Genomic DNA, 22,895 nt, shown 5'->3' on the forward strand with positions numbered 1-22,895 from the left:
TTTCTAGGATTCTCCCAAAAGATTTTTCTGAAGGAAGTCATTTACAAATTTTCCGGAGGAATCCATGTCTCTTCTCAGTTGCAGAAAGTCATTCATCCTTTCATATTGGCCATGCAGGTATGCCCGGTCAAGGGTAAACAGCTTGCCCCAATGGGGCCGGACCTGAAAGGGTTTTAATTTTGCCTCTATCCTGGGCAACAACTCGCTTACATTTTTCCAGTCTGGTTTCCAGGTAAAATGAATGGCAATGCTATCCCTGCCATAAGCGGGGCTCAGCCACAATGCATCTTGCTTTATGGAACGGATTTCAGATATCAGCAGGTAGGGGTAGATCTGCTCTCCCATCGAATACATTTCATTGATGGCAGCCACCGCCTGGCTTCTGGGAACAAAATACTCGGACTGAAGCTCCTCTCCGCTGCTGGGGGTGAAGTCCATTTTAAAATGAGGAAGTCGCTCGTGCCAGGCGCCCGGAAGCCCCATTTGTTCGGTGCAATTGATCGCTGAGATTTCCTTAATAGGGTGCAGGTGATCAGGAGCCAGGGATGCGCCGAGAAGGTTCTCCGGCATGGACTCCTCCTGATCAACGACCTTCTTTTTGATCCACCATTGATTTACCCTGTCGTTCTGCCAATCTGTGAAGAGGCTCACGCTATAACCAGACGAGAATACCGAATCAAAATGGAGTCGGAGTGTGGAAAGGGGAAGATTTTCATACACATATTGCCGGATGTCAAAGGTAGGCCCGACGCGCAAATGCATCCGAGTCACGACCCCTAGTGCTCCCAGGTGTACCACTGATGCCTGTAATGCTTCCGGGTCAATGTCTTCGCTGAAAACCTGGCTTTCCCCATTGGCTTTGACCATCTCCATTTGCTTTACGGCCGTAGACAAATTACCGTTTTGATCACCTGATCCATGCGTACCAGTAGCACACGCCCCGGCAATGGAGATATGCGGAAGTGAGGCCAGGTTGTGCAAGGCCAGACCTTCCTCCTGAAGCCTTCTGGCCAAAACACCATATTGCAAGGCACCATTGACTATGACTGTGCTGCCATCCGTGGAAAGTTGGATGCCGGAATCCATATCTGCCAGAGAAAGGTGCCTGCTCTTGCTGTCGGCAATGGCATTGAAAGAATGTCGGGTGCCAAGAACCTTGATTTTACGCTGATTGCTAACATACGAACGCAGTGCGGATTCCCCATCGGGTTTATCCAGAATACCTGTGCTGTAGGTAAAATTACCCGCCCAGTTGGAACGCAATGAACCCCCTTCTTTCTGAGATCCGGATTCACATCCAACCATAGGCAACACAAGATTGGCTCCCAACAGTAGGGAAGAATTTTTTAAAAACTGCCTTTTTTTCACTTATCGACATATTTTTAAGGAAAGATGCCCAGATCCATATATGAAATGGCTATCCTTTCCAGGGCTACAATAAAGCCGGCGGTTCTAAGATCTTTGATCCCCTTCTCTTTTTTCACCCCATTCATATGGTGGTAGGCAGTAACCATGGTCTCTTCCAGCCCGGAATTGACCAGATCTCTTTCACTTGCACCTCTGACGATCAAATCTTTCTGTTCATCACTGAAAGAATCGCCGGTGGCCTTTTCAATATTTTCGAGCAGGGCTTCGTATTTCTTCATGTCATATCGCTTCTCCAGCTTGCCAAAGGAAACCCTGGACAGGTTCTTCAGCCATTCAAAATAGGAAACCGTCACCCCTCCGGCATTCAGGTACATGTCCGGAATAATCATGACTCCTTTTTCCAAAAGTATGTTATTGGCGTCCTGGGTGACCGGACCATTTGCTGCTTCTCCGATAATCCTGGCCTGGATTTCATTTGCATTTTCGGATGTAACCTGGTTTTCCAGAGCTGCAGGTATCAGAATATCGCAAGGATAGGTCAGTAATGTTTTGCTGTCTGCGATAAACTCCCCTTTCTTGTAGCCCTCGAAGCCTTTATTTTGGATTTGGTAGGCTTTGATATCTTCTATATCTATCCCCTGCTCATTCCATATTCCTCCATTGTACTCTGCTATTCCAATAATCTTGGCGCCAGCTTCCTGCAGAAATTTGGCCGAGTAATACCCTACATTCCCCAGACCCTGTACGATTATCTTCTTGCCCGACAGGCCCACAGTTAAGCCCAAAGCATCCATGTCTTCTTTAACACTTACAGCTTCTCGAATACCAATAAAAACGCCCATTCCTGTAGCTTCCGTGCGTCCGTCTATACCGTGCTGGGAAAGTGGCTTGCCGGTAACGCAGCCCTTGGCGTTGATCACTTCCGGATTAAAGGCTTCGAACGTATCTACGATCCAGGCCATTTCCCGGCTACCAGTACCATAGTCTGGAGCCGGAACGTCGATGGCCGGTCCGATAAATTTTTTCTTGATCAACTCCGAAGTATACCTGCGTGTAATTTTCTCCAATTGATCTACCGTATATTTGGTAGGATCGATGGTCACGCCTCCTTTTGCTCCGCCGTAGGGAATATTGACAAGGGCACATTTGTATGTCATCAGGGCAGCGAGGCCCTTTACCTCGTCTTCGTTTACAAAGCTGCTGTATCGGATACCTCCCTTTACCGGTAGCTTGTGTGTAGAATGCTGCACCCGATACCCTTCGATCACCTGATAGGTGCCGTCACCATTTCTCAAAGGAAAGTTAAACTTGTATATGCTATTGCATTGCTTGATCTGATCCAAAAGTCCCGGATGTATATCCATATGGCTGGCTGCATGATCCACCACCTTACAAACATCATCAAAAAAACTGTACGCTTTCTGTTCTCCCATACTATGATTTTAGATTTAGGTTTTCGTTAATTTCAATAAGATCTCATTGTCCAAGTACTGTGCCTAAGTTTCCAATATATGAATTTATTGGGTGATTAAATATCCTGTACCGAAAGTCTTCCGGGATGACGGTTGTTTTTACCCTCCACTCCGGTCAGCGCATCACCCATATCTTCTCTTGCCTTTGCTGCCAGTTGCTCCAATTTCTCCAGGACATCTGGCCTTTCATCGATCAGATTGACCTGCTCCATCTTGTCATCTCTTAGGTTGTAGAGCGCTTTTTCTTCCAGTTCCACCATCTCATATTTACCCGGCACACCATCTGAAGGCTTTACAAAATCGGCCGGTAAAGAACGGTACCGGTGTGGAAATACCAGTTTCCAGTCCCCGCTGATCACAGCCTGCAATTCATTTTGATTGTAGTACACATAATATGCCTCCTGGGGAGATACAGCCCCCTCCTCCAGACTGAGTACAGGCCAGACATTCTTGCCATCGATTTCCCTTTCCGGGAGGGAAGCTCCGGTGATATGGGCGATGGTAGGCAACAGGTCTATGGTCATGGCTGCCTCATCCTGGACTTCGCCCGCAGGTATTTTACCGGGCCACTTCATGATCGCAGGTACCCGGACTCCTCCTTCCCAGGAGGTACCCTTGCCCTCTCTCAATTCACCCGGACTACCCGCATGGGCGCCATAGGAAAGCCAGGGTCCATTGTCGGAAGTGAAAATTACGAGGGTATTGTCTTCAATTCCGGCTGATTTCAGCGCATCTATCACCTGACCGACTGACCAGTCAATCTCCATGATAACATCGCCATATAATCCGTTTTCGGATTTATCCTTAAACTTATCTGAAACGAAAAGCGGTACATGCGGCATACTGTGTGCCAGATACAAAAAGAAGGGTTCATCCTTTTTTCGATTTATGAAATCCACGGCCCGCTCCGTATACCAGGTGGTCAGTAGACTTTGATCTTCCAGTGTGTCGATCACAGATTCGTTTTCATAAAGGGGCAGTGGGGGGTAAAAATCGGGTCGCTCAGGATGATAAGGCCACATATCATTGGAATAGGGAAGGCCAAAAAACTCATCAAAGCCCTGCTTCGTAGGTAAAAATGGTGCCAAATGCCCCAGGTGCCATTTCCCTACTATTGCTGTAGCATAACCCTCCGGCTTTAATATTTCTGCTATGGTTTTTTCGTCTGGATTCAGACCATGCTGACTTTGATGCGATAAAGCGCCAAAGATACCCAGCCGATTGGAATAGCAGCCTGTTAAAAGAGATGCCCTTGAGGCGGAGCATACTGCATTGGCCACGTGAAAATTGGTGTAACGGGTTCCCTCTGCGGCCATTTTATCCAGGTTCGGAGTCTGGTAACCCTGAGCGCCAAATACGCCAACATCTGCGTATCCCTGATCATCGGTAAAGATGATGACGATATTCGGTTTGGACGGACCGTTTCCTTTCTTACCGGAATCTACCTCACAGCCAAGGAAAATGAAGGTGAACAAAAAGAAATAAAGTTTAAGCGTAGAGAGTCCTGTTGTCATCAATTTCAAAAGAGGTTATTTTTAGTTTACTCTTCTAAAATTCAACAATCGAAATGAAATAAACAAAAGAAATTCCGGCTTATTGGAGTCCAGCTCTCTTTCTGATTACCTGTAAATTTGGCCGTCAATCAGTTGGGCAGACTTGCGATCCGGAGCCAAAATTGCTCTATGGATGCTATGGCATCGAGAAAATCGGTCACTTCTACCGGTTTGGTAATGAAACAATTCGCATGATATTCATAGGAAAGGTCAATGTCTCTTCTGGAGGAAGAGGTGGTTAACATGATTACCGGAATTTTTCGAAAAGTCTGGTGAGTTTTCAACTCTCTCAATACTTCATGCCCGCTTTTTCTGGGCAGGTTAACATCAAGTAAAACCAAATCCGGCGTGGTTTTATCCTCAAATCCTTTGGTTTTAAATATGAAATCCAATGCTTCCTGCCCGTCTTTTGCCACACTAATCTGGTTGACAATATTGCTTTCCTCCAGGGCTTCAGTTGTTAAAAAAATATCTCCTTCGTTGTCCTCTACCAACAAGATATGAATCGGTTTCATGCGGGAATGTAGCTCAGGTTTAATACAGGTTAACAAACAGGGCCATTACAATTGTTCCGCCCTGAATTTAAGGCAGAATACCATGCCTTAGGTGAATACAAATAACGCTTATTTATTTCTCTTTACCAATTAATAAGTTAAAATACACCAATAATCAATAGGATAATTAAACAAGATTTAACCATTATTTATCTTGTTTCGAGATTAAAATTGCCATTTCCTGGAAAATAACAATACCATTTGAACCAGCTACCTATCATGAGTCTGTTTCCCAAAGATCTGCCTGCTCATAGGGACTTCCCGGCACTTCTGTAAAAAATGTACCATCAATATACCGGTGACTGGTACTCAGCCCAGATATCGCTCTGACATCTGAATCTTCCAGGCGAACGTCTGCGGCTTCCAGGTTTTGTTCAATCCGTTCTTTGTTTACCGACTTGGGAATGACCGCTACATCCCTATGTAAAGACCATGCGATCAGAATCTGCGCTTCTGTTTTTCCGTGCCTTTCCGCAATTTTACGAACGGCTTCTTCCTGCATCAGTACAGGGTCACTGTCTTTTTTACGTGCACTGGGCCGGTCTGCAGAACCAAGGGGAGAATAAGCAGTAACATTGATTTGGTGTTCCTTACAAAAAGCCAGCAGCTTTTCCTGTGGCAGGTACGGATGCAACTCAATTTGATTCATTTCCGGTTTTATCTGACAGGAATCCATAATTTCCCGGATTTTACTGCTATTGAAATTGGACACACCAATATGCCTCACTTTTCCCTCCTTTTTCAAGTTCTCCATTCCTTTCCAGGTTACCGAAAGGGGTACATCTTTGTAGGTTAGAAAATCTGCTCCCTTCTCGGGAAACATTACATGACTTTTTAGCGACACGGGCCAATGGATCAGGTACAGATCCAGGTAATCCAGTTGGAGGTCTGCGAGGGTTTGCTTGAATCCTACCTGAACCTGGTCTTCCTCATGGGCATTGTTCCACAATTTGGAAGTAACGAAAACCTCCTCCCTTTTGACAAGGCCGTCCTGAAAAGCTTTTTGCAGCGCATCCCCTACTTCCTTTTCATTTTTGTACACAGCAGCACAATCTATATGCCGGTATCCTGCCTCCAGCGCCCAAAGTACTGCCTGATAAACCTCTCCGGGAGCTGATTTCCAGGTCCCCAAACCAAGCATGGGCATTTTATCTCCATTTTCAAAAGTGATTGTTTTCATAGGTCTCTCTTTGTAGTTTTTACGAGCGCAACCTATCCCTGCGCTTTCCAGGGATAGCTGCCAGCGGCAGGCTCAATTTTTTCAATATTTTTTTGTTACTATTCGTTAAAATGCCCGCCGATCCGACAGGCAGGATAAATTTCGTGTTTGCATATTTCGACACCCCCAGGCTCTAAATATCAGATAAACTCTTCCCAAAGATCGCTGTAGGCATAGGGACTGCCATTTTCCACCCAGGCCGGTCCCGGCGTATAGCGAAAGGGACCCTTTAGTGCTTTGATCACCTGCATATCTGCCGCATCCAGCTTTACCTTCAATGCAGCAAAATTTTCTTCTATCCGGAGCGGGTTGACTGATTTCGGAACCACCGAGGTACCGCGTTCCAGGGCCCAGGCTAAAACTACCTGCGCCACGGTAGCCCCATGTTTTCGGGCGATTTTCTTCAAGTCCGTATCCTCCAGCAGAAGGGGATGATCCACCTCACTATTCGCAACCCGGTAAGCCGCTCCCAACGGTCCGTACCCCGTCAATAGAATACCATTCTGGTCGCAAAATGTCTTCAACCTCTCCTGAGGCAGATACGGATGCAATTCCACCTGGTTTACTTCGGGTTGGATTCTGGCATTCTTTTGGATTTCCTGAAGCTTTTTGGTGTGAAAATTGGAGACGCCGATATGGCGGGCGAGCTTCTGATCCCATAGCGCTTCCATGGCTTTCCAGGTTTCCGGAAGTGGGGCCTGCTCATAGCTGAGGAAATCCCCCGAACCTGACGGGAAATCAACGCCTTTTTTGATGGCAACCGGCCAGTGTACCAGGTACAAATCTACATAGTCCAGTTGCAGGTCACGTAGGGTCCGTTCCATAGCCGGACGCACATCCGCACTCAAGTGGGAATCGTTCCATAGCTTCGAGGTAATCCATAATTCTTCCCTTTTTACCCAACCTTCGGATAGAGCCTTATGCAATGCCTTTCCTATTTCGCTTTCATTTTTGTATATCTGTGCGCAATCTATGTGCCGGTATCCGGTTTTCAGGGCATGCAATACGGCATCAAAAACTTCATTGGGGCGGGATTTCCAGGTTCCAAGTCCCAGAGCAGGCATCAAATCGCCATTGGCAAGTTTCAAACTTTTCATCTGTTTATTATTGTCTTTGTATGGTCACATGCCTTACCCGATCCTGAATCGGGAGAATCTTTAACGATTAAAATAGTCATTTCCCGGTGTGTTTAATGATGATTTTAATCGCATCGATTTCTTTTACTTACATTTTCTATTAAGCGACCACAACCTGTTTTCTTATGTGTCAGGATGCCTGCCCTGGCCTGCAGGACCGCCTCCTAAATGCTAATGATCCCGGTATGCTCTGCATGCACGAACAGTTCCTATTCACGCCAGGCTCGGTTTCAGGTTTGGTTCAGGCTTTCCAAAAATCAGTACCTGACAGGGTTCGCTTATTTTTAAAAGTGCGACATTTTCACTGTAATCCCAAAAAATATTACATTTATTCGATTTCAATCGGATCATGTTGAAAAAATGAAATTAGTGCAAAACGCGGTTTTGTTTTAGGAAAGGATGTCCCGAATGACCTTGCCGGAGACATCTGTTAGCCGGAACTTTCTGCCCAGGTGTCTGTAAATCAGTTTTTCATGATCGAGGCCCAATTGGTGCAAAACGGTGGCCTGAAAATCATGAACATGTACAGGATTGGAGGTAATGTTGTAGCCCAAATCATCGGTACTTCCGTACACCATGCCCGGCCTGACTCCGCCCCCGGCCATCCAGATGCTGAAACAACGCGGGTGATGATCCCTTCCATAATTATCCTGCGTCAGCTTACCCTGTGAGTAATTGGTCCTGCCAAATTCGCCACCCCAGATTACCAGGGTTTCATCCAACATGCCCCGTTGTTTCAGGTCTTTTATCAGGGCGGCAGATGCCTGATCTACATCCCGGGCCTGAGCAGCCATCTCAAAGGGTAGATTACCGTGCTGATCCCAGCCCTGATGGTACAGTTGGACAAACCTTACGCCACTCTCTGATAGCTTTCGTGCCAATAGGCAATTGGCCGCAAACGTCCCGGGCTTACGGCTGTCTTCCCCATACAGTTCAAAAACACTGTCAGGCTCACGGGACAGATCAGTGGCTTCAGGCACAGCAGTCTGCATGCGGAAAGCCATTTCATACTGTGCCACCCGGGTCTGAATTTCGGGATCGCCCACTTTCTGGAAGGCATGTTCATTAAGTGCTGCCAGATCATCTAGCATTTTCCTTCGTTCTTCCCTCCGCATTCCTTCCGGGTTGCTCAGGAACAAAACAGGGTCTTCTCCATTACTCAACTGAACACCTTGATGAGTAGCGGGCAAAAACCCATTGCTCCAGAGCTTGGAATAAACGCCCTGTCCGTTACCATTTCCCTTAGACAATAAAACAGTAAATGCAGGCAGGTTGCTGTTTTCACTTCCCAGCCCATAACTCAGCCAGGAGCCCATACTGGGCCGGTTTCCCTGCTGCGCACCCGTCTGAAAAAAGGTAAGCGCCGGATCGTGGTTAATCGATTCGGTATGCATGGACCTGATGATACAAATGTCGTCTACAATCCCGGCGGTATGTGGAAAAAGTTCGCTAATCCAGGCTCTCGCCTGACCATATTGCTGAAAATCAAAAATGGAGCCCACCATAGGAAACGAATCCTGGCTGGCCGTCATACCGGTAAGCCTTTGGCCCTGCCGGATCGATTCGGGAAGTTCTTCCCCCCACATGTCGCGAAGCCTGGGCTTGAAATCAAAGGATTCCAACTGTGACGGTGCCCCATTTTGGAAGAGATAGATCACCCTCTTGGCCTTTGGCGCAAAATGGGGCAGTGCCAGATGTGCTTCAGCTGCACCTTCTCCGGTACGTCTTCCGAACAGGTCGGGGATTAGCAGGGAACCCAAAGCTGCACTTCCCAGGCCTATGCTCATTTTGGATAAAAAATGACGCCTGTTGATGTGCAATCCATGATCCAGCAATTCCTTCTCCATCATCATTCAGGATTTAGTGTTCGTTTCTTCTAAATTGTATATCAGGGAAATTACCTGCATCAAAGCCGCCTTTTCGTCTACCGGAATTGACTCATCTGCCGGAAATTCTCCGACCGCCAATACCCTGGCGGCGCGTTTCACATCAGCCTGGTAAATCTGTAGAAATCCGGCATAGTTGTCAGACAATATTGCCATCTCTTTTTCATCTGGCTGCCTGCCCACAATTTTGAAAAATGCCTCATGGATTTTTCCCGCTACAGTATTTCGTTGGCTGAGTAGTTTTTCTGCAAGTACACGGGAAGCTTCGAGCACGTAGGTATCGTTCATCATGGCAAGTGCCTGAAGCGGCGTATCGGTTTTCACCCGTTCCACTTCACAGGCATCCCTGTTGGAGGCATCAAAAAGCATCATTTGGGGTGGAGGTACGGTTCGTTTGATAAAGGTGTACAGACCTCTTCGATACAGATACTTTCCCGTGTCCTGCTGGTAAGCCGAAAGGTTTCCTCTTCCCGAGGTAGCGGCCTCCCACATGCCCTCCGGTTGGTAAGGTTTCACACTGGGGCCACCTATTTCGCGGTTGAGTAACCCACTGCTAGCCAGTACCAGGTCCCTTATTTCTTCTGCTTTCAGCCGTTGCCTGGAAAATCTGGATAGGTACCTGTTGTCAGGATCCGTTTTAAATTTATCCTGCATTACGGTAGAAGATTGCTGGTAGGTAGCTGAGAGCATTATTTTTTTTAGTAAGTATTGTATGTCCCATCCATTGTCCATAAAATCCACAGCCAGCCAATCCAGAAGGGGTTGATTGACCGGCAGATTGCCCTGCATGCCAAAATCTCCCGGTGTATCCACCAGACCTAGTCCAAATATCTCCTGCCAGATCCTGTTGACAAAAACCCTGGCGGTAGTAGGATTTTCCGGATCAAATAGCCATCTGGCCAATCCCAGCCGGTTTTGCGGCAAATGGTCAGGGTATTTCAACAGGGCTGCCGGAGTGCCGGGGCTTACCGCTTCGGTGGGGGCATCATAGGCACCTCTGTCCAATATGAACGTGGGCCGCAAACTATCCAGATCTGCCATCACAGAGACTTTCAATACATCTGCTTCGGCCAGCAGAGAATTGTAATTGGTCCCCTTGCTCATATTAGCCAGCAACGTTTGTACCCTGCGGTTGCTGTCCGGCATATTGATGAACTGAAGGATTTCCCGGGTATCTTCATCGGTAATTTCCATCAGTGGCAGTTTGGCAGGGCTCTTTTTGGAAAATCCCGGGCTGGCTTCTTCGATGCCTTTCTCCGCTACATTGTTGAAGAAAGCGTACAGTTGGAAATACTCTTTTTGAGCGATCGGATCATATTTGTGGTCATGGCATTGAGCGCATTCCAGCGTGATCCCCAGCATGGCTTTACCGAAAGTATTGGTCCTGTCGATGGCATACATCACCCGGTACTCCTCATCGATAGCACCGGATTCTTCTGTTATTTTATGATTTCTGTTGAAACCCGTAGCCAGAATTTGTTCCTTGGTAGGGTTGGGCAGCAGGTCGCCTGCAAGTTGCCAGGTGACGAACTGATCATAGGGCATGTTTTGGTTAAAGGCATGGATGACCCAGTCCCTCCAGGGCCATTGGGTACGGTAATAGTCGTCCTGGTACCCGTGAGAATCTGCATATCTTGCCACATCCATCCAGGCGATGGCCATTTTTTCTCCATAGGCGGGGACCGAGAAAAGGGAATCGATCAGGTCTTCTACAGAAAAATCTGACTTTCCGGCCCTCGTTACCAACCCGGGTGCGGGAGGCAAGCCAGTGAGGTCGAAATGAATCCTCCGTACAAGCTGCTGCATGCCGGCCCTGGGGTTTGGCTGCAATCCTTTTTCCTGCATAGCCGCTAGCACAAAGAAGTCGATCTCATTCTGCACCCAATCAGAAGACTCAATCTCGGGCAAATTGCCTTGCTTTGGTGGAAGGAAGGCCCAATGGGGCTCGTAGACTGCCCCCTGCCGGATCCACTTTTCGATGAGGTTTATCTGCCGCTCTGAAAGGGCAAGATTGGAAGAAGGAGGAGGCATTCGCTCGGTACTTTCCTCTGTCAGGATCCTGACAAAAGCCTCAGATTCGTGGGGTTTTCCGGGGACAATGGCATTTTTTTCCGGGCTCTCCCGGAGTGCAGCCAGCGCATCATCTTCCCGATCCAGCCGAAGACCGGCTTCGCGTTTATTGGCATCAGGACCATGGCAGGCAAAGCAATTTTCCGAAAGAATGGGACGAATATGCAGGTTGTAGCTGACCGTTTCGGGGCTGGCAGCCGATGTTGGTTGCTTTTGGTTTTCGCAGGAAAAAGCAATAAACAGGGAAAAAACCAAGGGAGATACCAGAAAGGCACCAAGAATAGAAGATCTAGCTTTCCCAATCATGGTCTTAAATTAGGCAATTACACGCTAATTCCAAAAATACTGAATGACAGATGGTTCAGCACTTCTTTTTACGGAAAATATAATATCAAAAACTGCTTCCTGTTGTGCCTGGCTCATCTTTATCAAGCCGAATTACTAAGAAAAGATCTGGCTGACCTTAATTTTCCGGAAAAACAAAGGCACCATAAGCGGCCAGGTATTTGCCAGCAGCATCTGGCCTGGCTTCCCGTATGGGCATGCTCAGTCTCCTTTTCAAACATGCCCACCGGATAAGTGACAGGATAGGTTGAGGCCACAATCCGCTTCCTTGAATCATGTAGAGCTGCTACCCCTGCAATCAGAGAAACAGCAAATAGCCAAGGTAAAAAAGGTACAACATCACGAAAATGCTACCCTCCCACCTTTCTACCATCCTACCTTTCCCAGAGAAAACAAACAGAAATAAAAGTAACGCTGCCAGGACATTGGCGGCGATATCAAAAAATGTCTCCGGACGGACATCAACCGGGTATATGGTGGCAGAAAGCCCAAGAATCCAGAAAATATTGAAAATATTAGAACCAACCACGTTGCCAATGGCTATATCGACTTTCTTCTTTTTAACAGCCGCCAGGGAGGTGGCCAACTCCGGCAGCGAGGTACCAATGGATACGATAGTCAGACCGATGACACGTTCCGATAACCCAAAGCTCTGGGCAATGCTTACCGCATTAGTGACAATCAAATGCCCTCCAAGTACCAGACCTGCCAGACCCAGAACAAGCCAAATCACTGCGGCAATGACCGACATATGCCCGACAGGCACTTCTTCTGCCGCTGCCTCCGGATTTCGGGAGACCAGGATATTGTACACCAAAAAAACAGCGAAAAACAGGATCAACACCAGGCCCTCACTCCGGCTGACAAGATCCGAATTCATCCCGTCTAACCATTGATCACTTGCAATAACCACCACGGATACGGCTGCCAGCAAACAAAGTGGTATTTCGATCCAGGTGGTGTTGGATTTGACGGTAAGCGGATAGACCATGGAGCAGACTCCCAGTATTACAAAGGTGTTGAAGATATTGCTTCCCAGTACATTGGCCATCACCATGGCTCCTGAACCATTTACTGCCGCAATGACATTGACCGCCAATTCCGGAGCAGAGGTGCCAAATGCTACGACTGTTAATCCGATCACTATATTGGGTATTGACAGGCGAACGGCAAGACTCGAAGCGGCCTCAACCAATTTATCCGCCCCGTAAACCAATAAGACGAAACCCAAAATGAGCAAAGCAATAGAAAGAACCATTAGTAATTAGTGAAATTTGCGCAATATTATATTATTTTTCGTTGGAAAAAAACAGCAGGAATGTATTTCGTCCTGCAGTCTGAAAACAGGGTTCCTGTACAGTTAGGTAGTTACTTTGAAGACCCTATTCCCTGTACAATATCTCTGCACTCAGGGTCCCTGGTCCTGGAGAAAAAACATACTTAAATTGACTGGAGCACATATATTTTGAGCAATAAAAGGTTATCTGTGAAAAGATGTGTAACTATGCTTTAACCAAACTGATTCCTCAGGGAGTGGACATTGCCTGAGAAAATCAGGGAATAGCATCAGGAGATTGCTTTTCATGGTGAATCGGGTTATCGTTGAAGAAAATAAACACATGAAGTTCCTAGCCTCTCAGTTAAGTTTTTTATTAAAAAATAAACCCCAGCGAAGAAATTTTAAATTATTGCTGCGGTTCCTTTTGATCCTGCTGGCGATGATCCTGGTTTTCTCCCTTGCCTTTCACCTCATCATGCTGAGCGAGGGCAGGTATTTCTCATGGATCACTGGCCTGTACTGGACATTCACTGTTATGACTACCCTGGGATTTGGCGACATCACCTTTGAAACCGACTGGGGGAGGGTTTTCACCATGATCGTTTTGCTATCAGGTATGTTATTTCTGTTGGTCCTCTTTCCTTTTACCTTCATAAATTTCTTTTACTCGCCCTGGATGAAGGCCCAGGAGCAATCCCGCGTTCCCAAACAGATCGACGAGGCCACCAGCGGTCACGTGATCTTAACCCACTTTGATCCGGTATCAGATGCGCTGATTAAAAAACTGAAAAGAATACAGATCCCCTATGTATTGATTGTACAGGATTTTACCGAGGGTTTAAAATTGAGGGAGTTAGATATCCAGGTGATGCTGGGCGACCTGGACGATCCGGATACCTATCGCAATGCCCGGATAGCATCGGCAAACCTGGTAGCTACCACCTCTGTGGATGTGGTCAATACCAGCGTCGCTTTTACGATCAGGGAAGTGAATGAAAACATAACCATAATCGCTACCTGCAATGCCGAGGCCTCAGCCGATATCCTGAGTTTGGCAGGATGCAACCATGTGTTGAGTTTGGGAGAAATGATGGGATTGTTTCTGTCCAGGCGGGCGAGTGGAGGCGATGCCTCAGCCCTCGTCATCGGGCAATTTGAAGAACTGAGCATAGCTGAAGCCACGGTCGGGGGTTCCTCATTAGTGGGGCAAACGCTCAGGGAAACCAAATTACGGGAAAAAGTAGGGGTAAGCGTACTGGGTTTCTGGATAAGGGGCAAATACCATGTAGCCCAACCGGAAACGGAAATCACAGAAAATTCTGTACTGGTACTTGCAGGGACGCCCACACAAATCGCCGCATATAATGCCCTGTTTTGCATACAAAAGCAGGAAAGCGAACCGCTGATCATCATCGGTGGGGGCAGAGTAGGGCGATCTACCGGCAGGGAGCTGGAAAAAAGAAACCTTGATTTCAGAATAATTGAAAAATTGCCTGACCGGGTAAAAAACAATGAAAAATACATCTACGGTGATGCCGCAAACCTGGAAATTTTGCTGAAAGCAGGGATATCCAAAGCGCCAAGCGTGATCATCACTACCCACGAAGACGATATCAATGCTTACCTCACAATTTATTGCCGAAAATTGAGGCCAGACATACAGATTATCACGCGCTCCACTTTAGAGAGAAACCTGGATACCATGCACCGGGCGGGAGCAGATTTCGTCATGTCCTACGCCTCCATGGGGGCCAATGCCATTTACAATTTACTCAAAAAGAGTGATATTCTCATGGTAGCGGAAGGCCTTGACCTCATCAGCATTAAGGCACCCGAACAGCTTACCGGCAAATCTATAGCCGCATCCTGCATACGCCAGGAAACCGGATGCACCATTATTTCCATCAAGAAAAAGGCCAAAATGATAGTAAACCCAGAGCCAGACTCGATCATAGAAAAGGGTGACGAGATTATTCTGATAGGAACTGCGGAAGCAGAAAATACATTTTTTAGAAAATTCAGCTAACCGGAAATGATTTGATAAAAAAGAAAAAATAAAGCGATTAATTTGAATTATTAACGCTTTTTTTTGTATTTTGAAGCCTGAATAAATCAAGATGTGTCAGAATCCAAACCCGTTTTGACTACGTCCCTCTATTTTTAGACCAAATTGAATGCGTATGACCAATATTCAAAATTCACTGGCTCTTGCCTTTCTACCGGGATATTTATTTTCCTGCCAGTATGAGCAGCAAATCAACAAGGAAGACAAAGAAGGGAATTTGCCGGTCACGACAAACCCCAGGGAATTAAGTGATCAAAAGCTTATCCGAAGATATCTGGAGGGCCTGCAGTTAGAAAGTTATGATTACATCAAAACCTGTATCCATCCTGATTTCAAATGCATCAATACAAACAATGACTCCATTAGGGATTCCATGGAAGAATTGTCCCATTGGAAAGCCCAGCATCAGAAACTCCGGCACTTGTCCTTCAGCGATCCTGTCTTGAAGAGTGTCAGGGTAAATCGCGGCATATTGAAAGGTGATTGGACCCTGGTCTGGACGACCTTTTCTGCCCTTGATGGCGAAACACTCAAGTCAATCAAGTACGAGTACCACATGGCGATCAAAACTGCAGATGATAAAATAGTAGAAATTCAGACCTGGCACCAGGCAGACGATGAGAGCTTGGACCAGCACTGATCGCCTGGGCCGGAGATTTTACTTTTTTTTTCCAAAATAGGCCATTTTTGAATAATTGCGTATATTTTTACAAAACGATCACCTTCAAAATGTTCACTTTTTATCATCCAAAATAATTTCACATGCACACATATGTATTGGGCGTAGATTTCGGAACTGACTCGGTAAGGGCTTTACTGGTCAACGCACATAATGGAGAAACCATCGGTAGTGAAGTATTTTCGTATCCCATCTGGAAGAGCGGTAAATACTGTGATGCTGCAAAAAATCAATTTCGGCAACATCCCGTTGACCACCTGCAAGGCCTGAGCAGCACGGTGCGTTCAGTGGTCGACAACAGTGGTGTTCCTAAAGCCCAAATAAAGGGTATCTGTGTAGATACAACGGGATCATCACCCCTGCCCGTTGATGCATCAGGCAGGCCCCTGGCTTTTTCGGACAAATTTGCGGATAATCCAAACGCACAAATGATACTGTGGAAAGATCATACAGCGGTAGCAGAAGCCGACGAGATCAACCATCTGGCAAGAACCTGGGGAGGTATAGATTTTACCAAATTTGAAGGGGGAATTTATTCATCGGAATGGTTTTGGGCCAAAATCCTCCACACCATCAGAAAAGATCCGGAAGTGGCTGAAGCAGCCTTTTCCTGGATGGAACATTGTGACTACATCACCTTCGAACTAACCGGATCTCAGGATTTGTCTGTTTTTAAAAGGAGTCGCTGTGCGGCCGGACACAAAGCCCTCTGGCATGAAAGCTGGGGCGGTCTGCCGGATACCGCCTTTCTGGAAAAACTGGATCCGCGGCTGGTTGCGTTAAAAGACAGACTCTACACAGACACTTTTACTTCGGATACCCCTGCAGGCACACTCTCCCCGGAATGGGCCGAAAAATTGGGCCTGGAACCCGGAATAACTGTGGCTGTAGGCACCTTTGACGCGCATGCCGGAGCTGTAGGCGGGGAGGTTTCTGATGGGACGCTCGTCAAAGTGATGGGCACATCTACCTGCGACATTATGGTAAGCTCCTATGCTTCGCTGGAAAACAAAACTGTCAAAGGAATCTGCGGACAGGTGGATGGCTCTGTACTTCCCGGTCAGATAGGCCTTGAGGCTGGCCAATCCGGATTTGGTGACGTTCTGGCCTGGTTTATTCAATTGATACAAAAACCGGTGTTGGAAACGCTCTCAGAGCACCATCCGGAAGGATTGGCAGAAATCCGCAAAATTCTGGAAGAGGAGTTGATCCTCACGCTTTCCAGAAGTGCTGAGAGAATTCCACCTGAAGACTCCCGGGTAATCGCAATAGACTGGATCAATGGTCGCCGCACGCCGGATGCCAACCAAAACCTTAAAGGTGCATTGGCCGGCCTGGATATGGGCACCGATGCAGCCAAAATATACAAAGCCTTGGTAGCCTCCATCTGTTACGGTTCCCGACGGATCATCGAAAGGTTTAGAGAGGAAGGCGTGCCGATTACACAGGTCATTGGACTTGGCGGGGTAGCAAAAAAATCAACCCTTGTCATGCAGACCATGGCGGATGTATTGAACATGCCGATCAAAGTAGCCAGGTCTGAACAGGCTCCTGCGCTGGGGGCTGCCATCTACGCTGCCACCGCTGCCGGCATACACGGAAGCGTAGCAGACGCAATTCAAAAAATGGGGAATGGGTTTGACCGGGTGTACCACCCTATTCCGGAAAATGTGAAAATTTACGAACAAAAATATCAGGAATATTTACTTCTTGGTCAGTTTATTGAATCGAACACAAGCTCGTCATTGTAGGAAGATTTGACATACATTGATGATATATGGCAATTGGCAATCGGTTTTGGTTGCCTTTTTTTTTGCTCCAGACACGATAAGTACGCCTGCCCCCTATCGCCCTTACGGTCAATAAGATAAGTTTACTCATTTCCGGGTAAATTACTTGGAAATCCTTTTGAAATTTACTAACATTAAACTCACTATTTGCCAGATAAGTGCAAACAAAAGTTTAATATAAGGGTTAATTGACAGTTACCAGTAAAAAATTTCGGCCCGGAATTAGTTTGGGCTGTCAGGAAAACTTTCATTAATATCACCAACGCTAACGAGTCAAATCTGTATGAAAAACTTTAACTACTTCATCTTAGTTTTGCTGATCGCCAATTCAGCCTGCTTATCCCAAAGAGATTTCGTTGCCGAGTACGATTACAATTACAAAGGCGCTTTCAAAAAATATAAAACCTTTGGATTTGTAGAGGAGGAAGGAAAAAATGACGGTGATTTTACCAATATCATCGAAAAATCCATCACTTCCCGTCTGGGTTCCCAGGGCTTCCGTCAAAAAGAAAATAATCCTGATCTACTGATCATTCATAAGCTGTACATGAGCGAAGTACGGTATAGAGGGTACAATCAACCTAATTTTGACTATTGGCTGAAAAAGCAGGGCATCGAACTGGTGGAGGAATCTGTTTTGGACAGCCTTGAAAGACAGAAACGCGGAGAGAACTACAATGCGGTCAAATACACCCAAAACGATGGCATGCTGGTGGTGCTGGTGATAGACCACAAAAAAGGCAATACCATCTGGCAGGGATATACTTCAGCCTATTTTGACTATGCTTCTCCAAACATTCATATTGATCTGACCCGAGCTACCTACAAGGTGATGGATCAATTTAAAATTCTGACCAGAAATTAATCCGGATAAAACCTGATTCATTGGCGTTCCTCCCAGACAATGGGGTACGCCATTTTTTTTGACCTTTGCCAAATTCTTCTGTTAAAATTGCATATACAGCGCAGGTGTCCGGTACAATATGTACCTTTGGAAAATGAGTATGCCAGAAAAGAGAGACCCGGAGACTTTGCTGCAACACCTGCCTTTCGATACCTTCAATACAATGCAGCAGGACTTCATTGAAAAAACACTGACAAGCAGCAAGCCCCTTATGCTGTTAGCCCCTACTGGTTCTGGCAAAACACTTGCCTATCTTGTTCCGCTTGCACTTTCCCTGCAGAAAAATTATCCACAGTCCACCGGCCTGATTATCGTACCTTCCAGGGAGTTGGCTTTACAGATTGAGCAGGTATTCAGGTCTCTGAAAACCAACCTGAATGCCTGTACCTGTTACGGAGGACATGCCTTTAAAACAGAAGCAAACCGGCTCAAGGAAAATCCTGCCCTGGTAATCGGTACGCCGGGCAGACTGTCGGAACATGCCCAACTGGGAAACCTGCCTCTCGCAGGGCTGGAAATGGTAGTTTTGGACGAATTCGATAAATCCCTGCAGTTTGGTTTTCATGATCAACTAAAAGTGATCTTCGATAGACTTGATGGGACACAAAGGTACTTTCTCACTTCGGCCACTGCACTGGAAAGCTTGCCAGAGTTTCTCCCTCTCTCGAGCTGGGAAACCCTGGATTATCTGAAAATTAGCTCGGAAAGCAAACTTGAGCTCAAACTGGTGAGGACCCCAAGTGTAGAAAAGGCAGCAAAACTCATGCATCTACTGGCCGGGTTTCAGCAGGAAAACAGCCTTGTGTTTTGTAACCACAGGGAAGCTGTAATCAGGATCAGCACCCTGTTGTCCGAAAATCACTTTCCGCACGAAACACTGCATGGCGGAATGGAACAAATTGACCGGGAAAAAAGTCTTTTTAAATTCAGAAGTGGAGTAAAAAAAGTACTGATTGCCACAGATCTGGCAGCAAGAGGTCTGGATATTCCCGAGATCAGGCATGTAGTTCATTACCAACTTCCCTCGAAAGAGGATGCTTTTATTCACCGGAATGGCCGAACCGCCCGTATGCATGCTTCCGGACAAAGTTACCTGGTTTTGGCGCATGACGAACCATTACCGGATTACCTCCCCAAGGATCTTTCTGAATTTGAACCGCCCGAAGACATCCGAATACCCACATCTTCACCCCTGGCTTGCCTGTACATCAGCGCCGGCAAAAAAGACAAAATAAGCAAGGGCGACGTGGTCGGCTTTCTGACCAACAAGGGAGGCCTGGACGGCGGCGATATCGGGTTGATAGGAATAACGGATACGGCCAGTTACGTGGCCATTCCGCGGGAACAGGTGCCGGCAGTACTGCAAAAAACTTCTAAAGAAAAAATGAAGAAAATCAGAGTGAAGGTGGAGCTTGCAAACTGACGATATAGAACTGAATTGAGCAGGATTTTTGAACCGACACCTGTGATTGACTCCGGCGTATATTCCCCTACCCCTTTGGCTTTACGTTCATTTCTTCTTCCCAACCGGTATTCTTCAGGGCCGGATCATTTTCTTTCTTCAAAAAGTCTGCCTCGGAAAGCGGCGCTGCATCCCAGGTCAAAATGGCTTCATCTGGAACCCTATCGACCGGCTTTTTCCAGGCCGTAGACGTTTCGTTATAGGCAATATTGGATTGTGAGTTAAAGCAGGAAATAATTGACCATCTTGGATCCTCGGATAAGTTGGCTGCCGACCGGTGAAGCAAGTTGGGGTGGAAAAACAAAGCATCTCCAGGGTCTATTTCGCAATAGACCAGTTCCATGGTTTTCAGTGCGTTTTCGACCATTACCATATCGGCACCCACTTGTTCGCCGGCAAATCCATGATTTACCCTGCCAATCTTATGGGATCCCCTGATCACCTGAAGACAGCCATTCTGTTTGTTGGCAGGCGTCAGGGCTACCATTACGCTAAGCAATTGATCCGGGTACATGAATTGATTTTTGTACCAGTAACCGTAATCCTGGTGCCATTCCCATGCCCCTCCTACTTTGGGTTCTTTTTGCATCAACTTGGAATGAAAATGGCATACCGGGGCATCACTATGCAACAATTGCCCAACACAGCGGACCATTTTTTCGCTTCTGGTAAGGTAACCGAAAACGTCATTTCCGGGGTTAAACCACAATGACAAGCGCGTTTTCTTTCCGGATTGGTCATTCAGATCCATAGCATTTTTTTGCATGGCCTCATCCTGTATGGCCACCTCATACATCCTCCTGGTTTCTGCCTCACTGCAAAAGCCCCTGACGAGCACAAAGCCGTCCTTCTGATAACGATTGATCTGATCTGAATTTAATTTCATGGTAAGGTCAAAGTAAGTATAAAAAACGGAAATAAAAAACAACAACCCCTTTCCGCTTCCTCCCTGACCTATTAAAATATTTGGCAAAAATCAATTATTGAATTTCACCAATTGGTGAATATGGCCGAAACAAGCTTAAATGATCTTATATTTTGCATTAATCCCCATTTATGTAAATAAATTTTGCTAATAGTCTCTTTTTTTGAAAAAAAGGTACCCTATTTTTTATTTTTTCAATTATTGCTACTGGTGCTCCTGCATTAAATTAGGGTATACCATTTAAAATGACGTAGCCATGAAAAATCGATCCTTACCTCTTCAGATTAAAGCAGAAAAAAATTCATTCCTTTCCTGCCTCGCCGTATTCGTTCCCCTTGTTGCGTTGTTAGTCCTGCTCAGCATTCAGGAAATTCCCGAATACTTCCGCTTTTTTCTCTTGTTGTTCGCCGGGTGGTTCAGTTGGACTTTTTCAGAGTATTGCATTCACCGTTTTTACATGCACAAACGCATCCCCAATCTGAATCAAAAGCTCTACCAGTCCCATGAAAACCACCACAGACACCCCTCTGACATCCGGATAAATGTAATGCAGCGCATCCTGGCCAGTTTACTGGGTGGCCTGCTGCTCTACCTTTCCTTCGTATGGAACAATTACTTTACGGTTTTTACCGGGTACTATCTGGGCTTTCTGGGCTATGCGTTGATGCATTACATACTGCATCAGACCTGGGCAGCCTACCTGTTCCCCCGTCTGCAGGAATCCCACATCCATCACCATGGAAAATATCCAGACAAATGTTTTAGTTTTAGTTGTATCTGGTGGGATAAAATTTTCGATACCCTTCCACCAAAAAATGCGCGGATATCGGACAAGTTCAGAAAATATTACTTTTCCAACCCATATCATAAAGAGTCCGGTGGATAAAATAATTAAATGAAATGTTTATATTTACTGAGATAACCTATTGTATTTTAGAAAAATATTGAATATTATTAGGAAACATCACATCCACTTTGTTCTTGGTCACCAACCCGCAGAAAAACTCTCCGACTAGTCGGCTTCGGGATAGTATAAACTCAATTAGGAAAAAACTATGGAAAACAATCACTTTCAGCACCAGTTTTTCCAGCATTTAAAGTCGCTGCTGCCGCCATACAAATCTCTGGTAAATGAGATATCAGACCTCCTCAACATTAGCGTAGACAGCACCTACAGGAGGATCCGTGGACAAAAAATGATCAACATGGAGGAAATCAAAATTATCAGCCAGCATTTTAAGATTTCTCTCGATCAGTTGATGAATTTAAACAGCCAGGCCATCCTTTTTCACGGAAATCTGAATGACCAGTCTGATAACAGGTTCAAAGCCTGGTTAGCAGACATCCTGCGCCAATTGGAGTTGGTGAATCAACACAAACACCGGCATATATATTTTCTGCTAAAAGACATCCCACCATTCTACCACTTTTATTTCAAAGAGCTTGCCTACTTTAAGTTCTTCTTCTGGATGAAATCCATCCTATACTATGACAATTTCAAATTTCAGAGTTTCGACCTGAAAATACATCAGTTTGAAGAGTATGATGAACTTATTCGCAAGATTCTCAGGCTATACAATAAAATTCCGACCACAGAAATATGGAATCTGGAAAGTGTCAACACGACACTCAGGCAAATCGATCTGTACCATGAGATGGGTTATATCAGCAATCCTTCCGATTGTCAGCTGCTTTATCAACAGCTACTGGAAATGGTAGATCATATTGAAAAACAGGCGGAAATCGGGAAAAAGTTTAATCCAGCCATAGGTATTGAACATGATAGCGCTCCCTATGAGTTGCTTGTAAATGAATTTGTTTTGGGCGACAACACATTTATGGCTGAGCTGGATGACATTAAAATCACATACCTCAATCATAGCGTGTTGTATTTTATAGGGTCGATGGACCCAAAGCTAAACGATGCCATGTTTGAAAGCCTGAATAACCTGATCAAAAAATCTACCATGATCAGTACCGTGGGAGAAAAGGAACGGATCCGGTTTTTTAAAAAAATAAAACAAAAAATCCATACCGGCATGCAAAGGTCTTCCAGAAACAATTCCACCAGGGCAAGCGCTGGTCCGGAAGAGAAGAATCTTCCCGTTTGACCCATTCGTAGCTTTTTATTAGCTTGCATAGTTAACCTGCCGGATGCATTGCTGCGTTACCTGGTAGCGTATTTTTC

17 protein-coding genes are annotated in these 22,895 nt (G+C 46.0%); 7 read left to right on the plus strand and 10 right to left on the minus strand.

The window, feature by feature from the left end; all coding sequences use genetic code 11:
• Positions 1 to 3 precede the first annotated feature (3 nt).
• The 9 genes from BUB19_RS11775 to BUB19_RS11815 form a co-directional block, all read right to left on the minus strand.
• Entirely contained in the window at positions 4 to 1,305 is a 1,302-nt protein-coding gene (locus BUB19_RS11775) for a D-arabinono-1,4-lactone oxidase (RefSeq protein WP_084097255.1), read from the minus strand.
• 77 nt (positions 1,306 to 1,382) lie between these two features.
• Positions 1,383 to 2,801 carry a Glu/Leu/Phe/Val family dehydrogenase gene (locus tag BUB19_RS11780; protein WP_073094754.1) on the minus strand — a complete coding sequence of 473 codons (1,419 nt, stop codon included), beginning with the start codon at positions 2,799 to 2,801 and terminating at the stop codon, positions 1,383 to 1,385.
• 95 nt (positions 2,802 to 2,896) lie between these two features.
• Entirely contained in the window at positions 2,897 to 4,354 is a 1,458-nt protein-coding gene (locus BUB19_RS11785; protein WP_073094755.1) for a sulfatase family protein, read from the minus strand.
• Between the two features lie 128 nt (positions 4,355 to 4,482).
• Entirely contained in the window at positions 4,483 to 4,908 is a 426-nt protein-coding gene (locus tag BUB19_RS11790) for a response regulator (RefSeq protein WP_073094756.1), read from the minus strand.
• A gap of 256 nt (positions 4,909 to 5,164) precedes the next feature.
• Positions 5,165 to 6,127 carry an aldo/keto reductase gene (locus BUB19_RS11795; RefSeq protein ID WP_073094757.1) on the minus strand — a complete coding sequence of 321 codons (963 nt, stop codon included), beginning with the start codon at positions 6,125 to 6,127 and terminating at the stop codon, positions 5,165 to 5,167.
• 179 nt (positions 6,128 to 6,306) lie between these two features.
• On the minus strand, positions 6,307 to 7,263 hold the full coding sequence (locus BUB19_RS11800) for an aldo/keto reductase (protein ID WP_073094758.1): 957 nt from the start codon (positions 7,261 to 7,263) through the stop codon (positions 6,307 to 6,309).
• A gap of 428 nt (positions 7,264 to 7,691) precedes the next feature.
• Positions 7,692 to 9,149, minus strand: a complete 1,458-nt coding sequence (locus tag BUB19_RS11805) for a DUF1501 domain-containing protein (RefSeq protein ID WP_073094901.1) — start codon at positions 9,147 to 9,149, stop codon at positions 7,692 to 7,694.
• 6 nt (positions 9,150 to 9,155) lie between these two features.
• Positions 9,156 to 11,564, minus strand: coding sequence for a PSD1 and planctomycete cytochrome C domain-containing protein (locus BUB19_RS11810; protein WP_073094759.1), 2,409 nt, complete (start codon positions 11,562 to 11,564; stop codon positions 9,156 to 9,158).
• Between the two features lie 337 nt (positions 11,565 to 11,901).
• Positions 11,902 to 12,861: a calcium/sodium antiporter gene (locus BUB19_RS11815; RefSeq protein ID WP_073094760.1), complete on the minus strand. Its 960-nt coding sequence runs from the start codon at positions 12,859 to 12,861 to the stop codon at positions 11,902 to 11,904.
• Positions 12,862 to 13,222: 361 nt separating this feature from the next.
• Between BUB19_RS11815 and BUB19_RS11820 the strand changes: the two genes are divergently transcribed.
• The 5 genes from BUB19_RS11820 (at position 13,223) to BUB19_RS11840 (ending at position 19,743) form a co-directional block, all read left to right on the plus strand.
• Positions 13,223 to 14,908 carry a potassium channel family protein gene (locus tag BUB19_RS11820; protein WP_073094902.1) on the plus strand — a complete coding sequence of 562 codons (1,686 nt, stop codon included), beginning with the start codon at positions 13,223 to 13,225 and terminating at the stop codon, positions 14,906 to 14,908.
• A 154-nt stretch (positions 14,909 to 15,062) separates the two neighbouring features.
• Positions 15,063 to 15,587, plus strand: coding sequence for a hypothetical protein (locus BUB19_RS11825; protein ID WP_073094761.1), 525 nt, complete (start codon positions 15,063 to 15,065; stop codon positions 15,585 to 15,587).
• Positions 15,588 to 15,709: 122 nt separating this feature from the next.
• Positions 15,710 to 17,377 carry a ribulokinase gene (locus BUB19_RS11830; RefSeq protein ID WP_073094762.1) on the plus strand — a complete coding sequence of 556 codons (1,668 nt, stop codon included), beginning with the start codon at positions 15,710 to 15,712 and terminating at the stop codon, positions 17,375 to 17,377.
• A gap of 322 nt (positions 17,378 to 17,699) precedes the next feature.
• Positions 17,700 to 18,281, plus strand: a complete 582-nt coding sequence (locus BUB19_RS11835) for a DUF4136 domain-containing protein (protein WP_073094763.1) — start codon at positions 17,700 to 17,702, stop codon at positions 18,279 to 18,281.
• A 133-nt stretch (positions 18,282 to 18,414) separates the two neighbouring features.
• Positions 18,415 to 19,743, plus strand: a complete 1,329-nt coding sequence (locus BUB19_RS11840) for a DEAD/DEAH box helicase (protein WP_084097257.1) — start codon at positions 18,415 to 18,417, stop codon at positions 19,741 to 19,743.
• 67 nt (positions 19,744 to 19,810) lie between these two features.
• Here the strand turns inward: BUB19_RS11840 and BUB19_RS11845 are convergent, their stop codons facing one another.
• Positions 19,811 to 20,668, minus strand: coding sequence for a phytanoyl-CoA dioxygenase family protein (locus BUB19_RS11845; protein ID WP_073094904.1), 858 nt, complete (start codon positions 20,666 to 20,668; stop codon positions 19,811 to 19,813).
• Between the two features lie 295 nt (positions 20,669 to 20,963).
• On the opposite strand from BUB19_RS11845, the gene BUB19_RS11850 reads away from it, so the two are divergent.
• Together BUB19_RS11850 and BUB19_RS11855 are read left to right on the plus strand one after the other, a co-directional pair.
• Positions 20,964 to 21,593 carry a sterol desaturase family protein gene (locus tag BUB19_RS11850; protein WP_073094764.1) on the plus strand — a complete coding sequence of 210 codons (630 nt, stop codon included), beginning with the start codon at positions 20,964 to 20,966 and terminating at the stop codon, positions 21,591 to 21,593.
• Positions 21,594 to 21,762: 169 nt separating this feature from the next.
• The gene (locus BUB19_RS11855; RefSeq protein WP_073094765.1) at positions 21,763 to 22,818 is read left to right on the plus strand and encodes a helix-turn-helix domain-containing protein; all 1,056 of its coding nucleotides are present in this window, start codon (positions 21,763 to 21,765) and stop codon (positions 22,816 to 22,818) included.
• Positions 22,819 to 22,895: the final 77 nt, after the last annotated feature.

The sequence above is a fragment of the Cyclobacterium lianum genome, assembly GCF_900143075.1.
Taxonomy (GTDB): domain Bacteria; phylum Bacteroidota; class Bacteroidia; order Cytophagales; family Cyclobacteriaceae; genus Cyclobacterium; species Cyclobacterium lianum.

Bases quoted from the DNA above. Each gene is read 5' to 3' on its own strand.
- BUB19_RS11780 (WP_073094754.1), bottom strand. From the start codon at position 2,801: ATGGGAGAACAGAAAGCGTACAGTTTTTTTGATGATGTTTGTAAGGTG.
- BUB19_RS11850 (WP_073094764.1), top strand. From the start codon at position 20,964: ATGAAAAATCGATCCTTACCTCTTCAGATTAAAGCAGAAAAAAATTCA.
- BUB19_RS11815 (WP_073094760.1), bottom strand. From the start codon at position 12,861: ATGGTTCTTTCTATTGCTTTGCTCATTTTGGGTTTCGTCTTATTGGTT.
- BUB19_RS11840 (WP_084097257.1), top strand. From the start codon at position 18,415: ATGAGTATGCCAGAAAAGAGAGACCCGGAGACTTTGCTGCAACACCTG.
- BUB19_RS11825 (WP_073094761.1), top strand. From the start codon at position 15,063: ATGACCAATATTCAAAATTCACTGGCTCTTGCCTTTCTACCGGGATAT.
- BUB19_RS11830 (WP_073094762.1), top strand. From the start codon at position 15,710: ATGCACACATATGTATTGGGCGTAGATTTCGGAACTGACTCGGTAAGG.
- BUB19_RS11810 (WP_073094759.1), bottom strand. From the start codon at position 11,564: ATGATTGGGAAAGCTAGATCTTCTATTCTTGGTGCCTTTCTGGTATCT.
- BUB19_RS11805 (WP_073094901.1), bottom strand. From the start codon at position 9,149: ATGGAGAAGGAATTGCTGGATCATGGATTGCACATCAACAGGCGTCAT.
- BUB19_RS11775 (WP_084097255.1), bottom strand. From the start codon at position 1,305: ATGGTTGGATGTGAATCCGGATCTCAGAAAGAAGGGGGTTCATTGCGT.
- BUB19_RS11785 (WP_073094755.1), bottom strand. From the start codon at position 4,354: ATGACAACAGGACTCTCTACGCTTAAACTTTATTTCTTTTTGTTCACC.
- BUB19_RS11790 (WP_073094756.1), bottom strand. From the start codon at position 4,908: ATGAAACCGATTCATATCTTGTTGGTAGAGGACAACGAAGGAGATATT.
- BUB19_RS11845 (WP_073094904.1), bottom strand. From the start codon at position 20,668: ATGAAATTAAATTCAGATCAGATCAATCGTTATCAGAAGGACGGCTTT.
- BUB19_RS11820 (WP_073094902.1), top strand. From the start codon at position 13,223: ATGAAGTTCCTAGCCTCTCAGTTAAGTTTTTTATTAAAAAATAAACCC.
- BUB19_RS11855 (WP_073094765.1), top strand. From the start codon at position 21,763: ATGGAAAACAATCACTTTCAGCACCAGTTTTTCCAGCATTTAAAGTCG.
- BUB19_RS11835 (WP_073094763.1), top strand. From the start codon at position 17,700: ATGAAAAACTTTAACTACTTCATCTTAGTTTTGCTGATCGCCAATTCA.
- BUB19_RS11800 (WP_073094758.1), bottom strand. From the start codon at position 7,263: ATGAAAAGTTTGAAACTTGCCAATGGCGATTTGATGCCTGCTCTGGGA.
- BUB19_RS11795 (WP_073094757.1), bottom strand. From the start codon at position 6,127: ATGAAAACAATCACTTTTGAAAATGGAGATAAAATGCCCATGCTTGGT.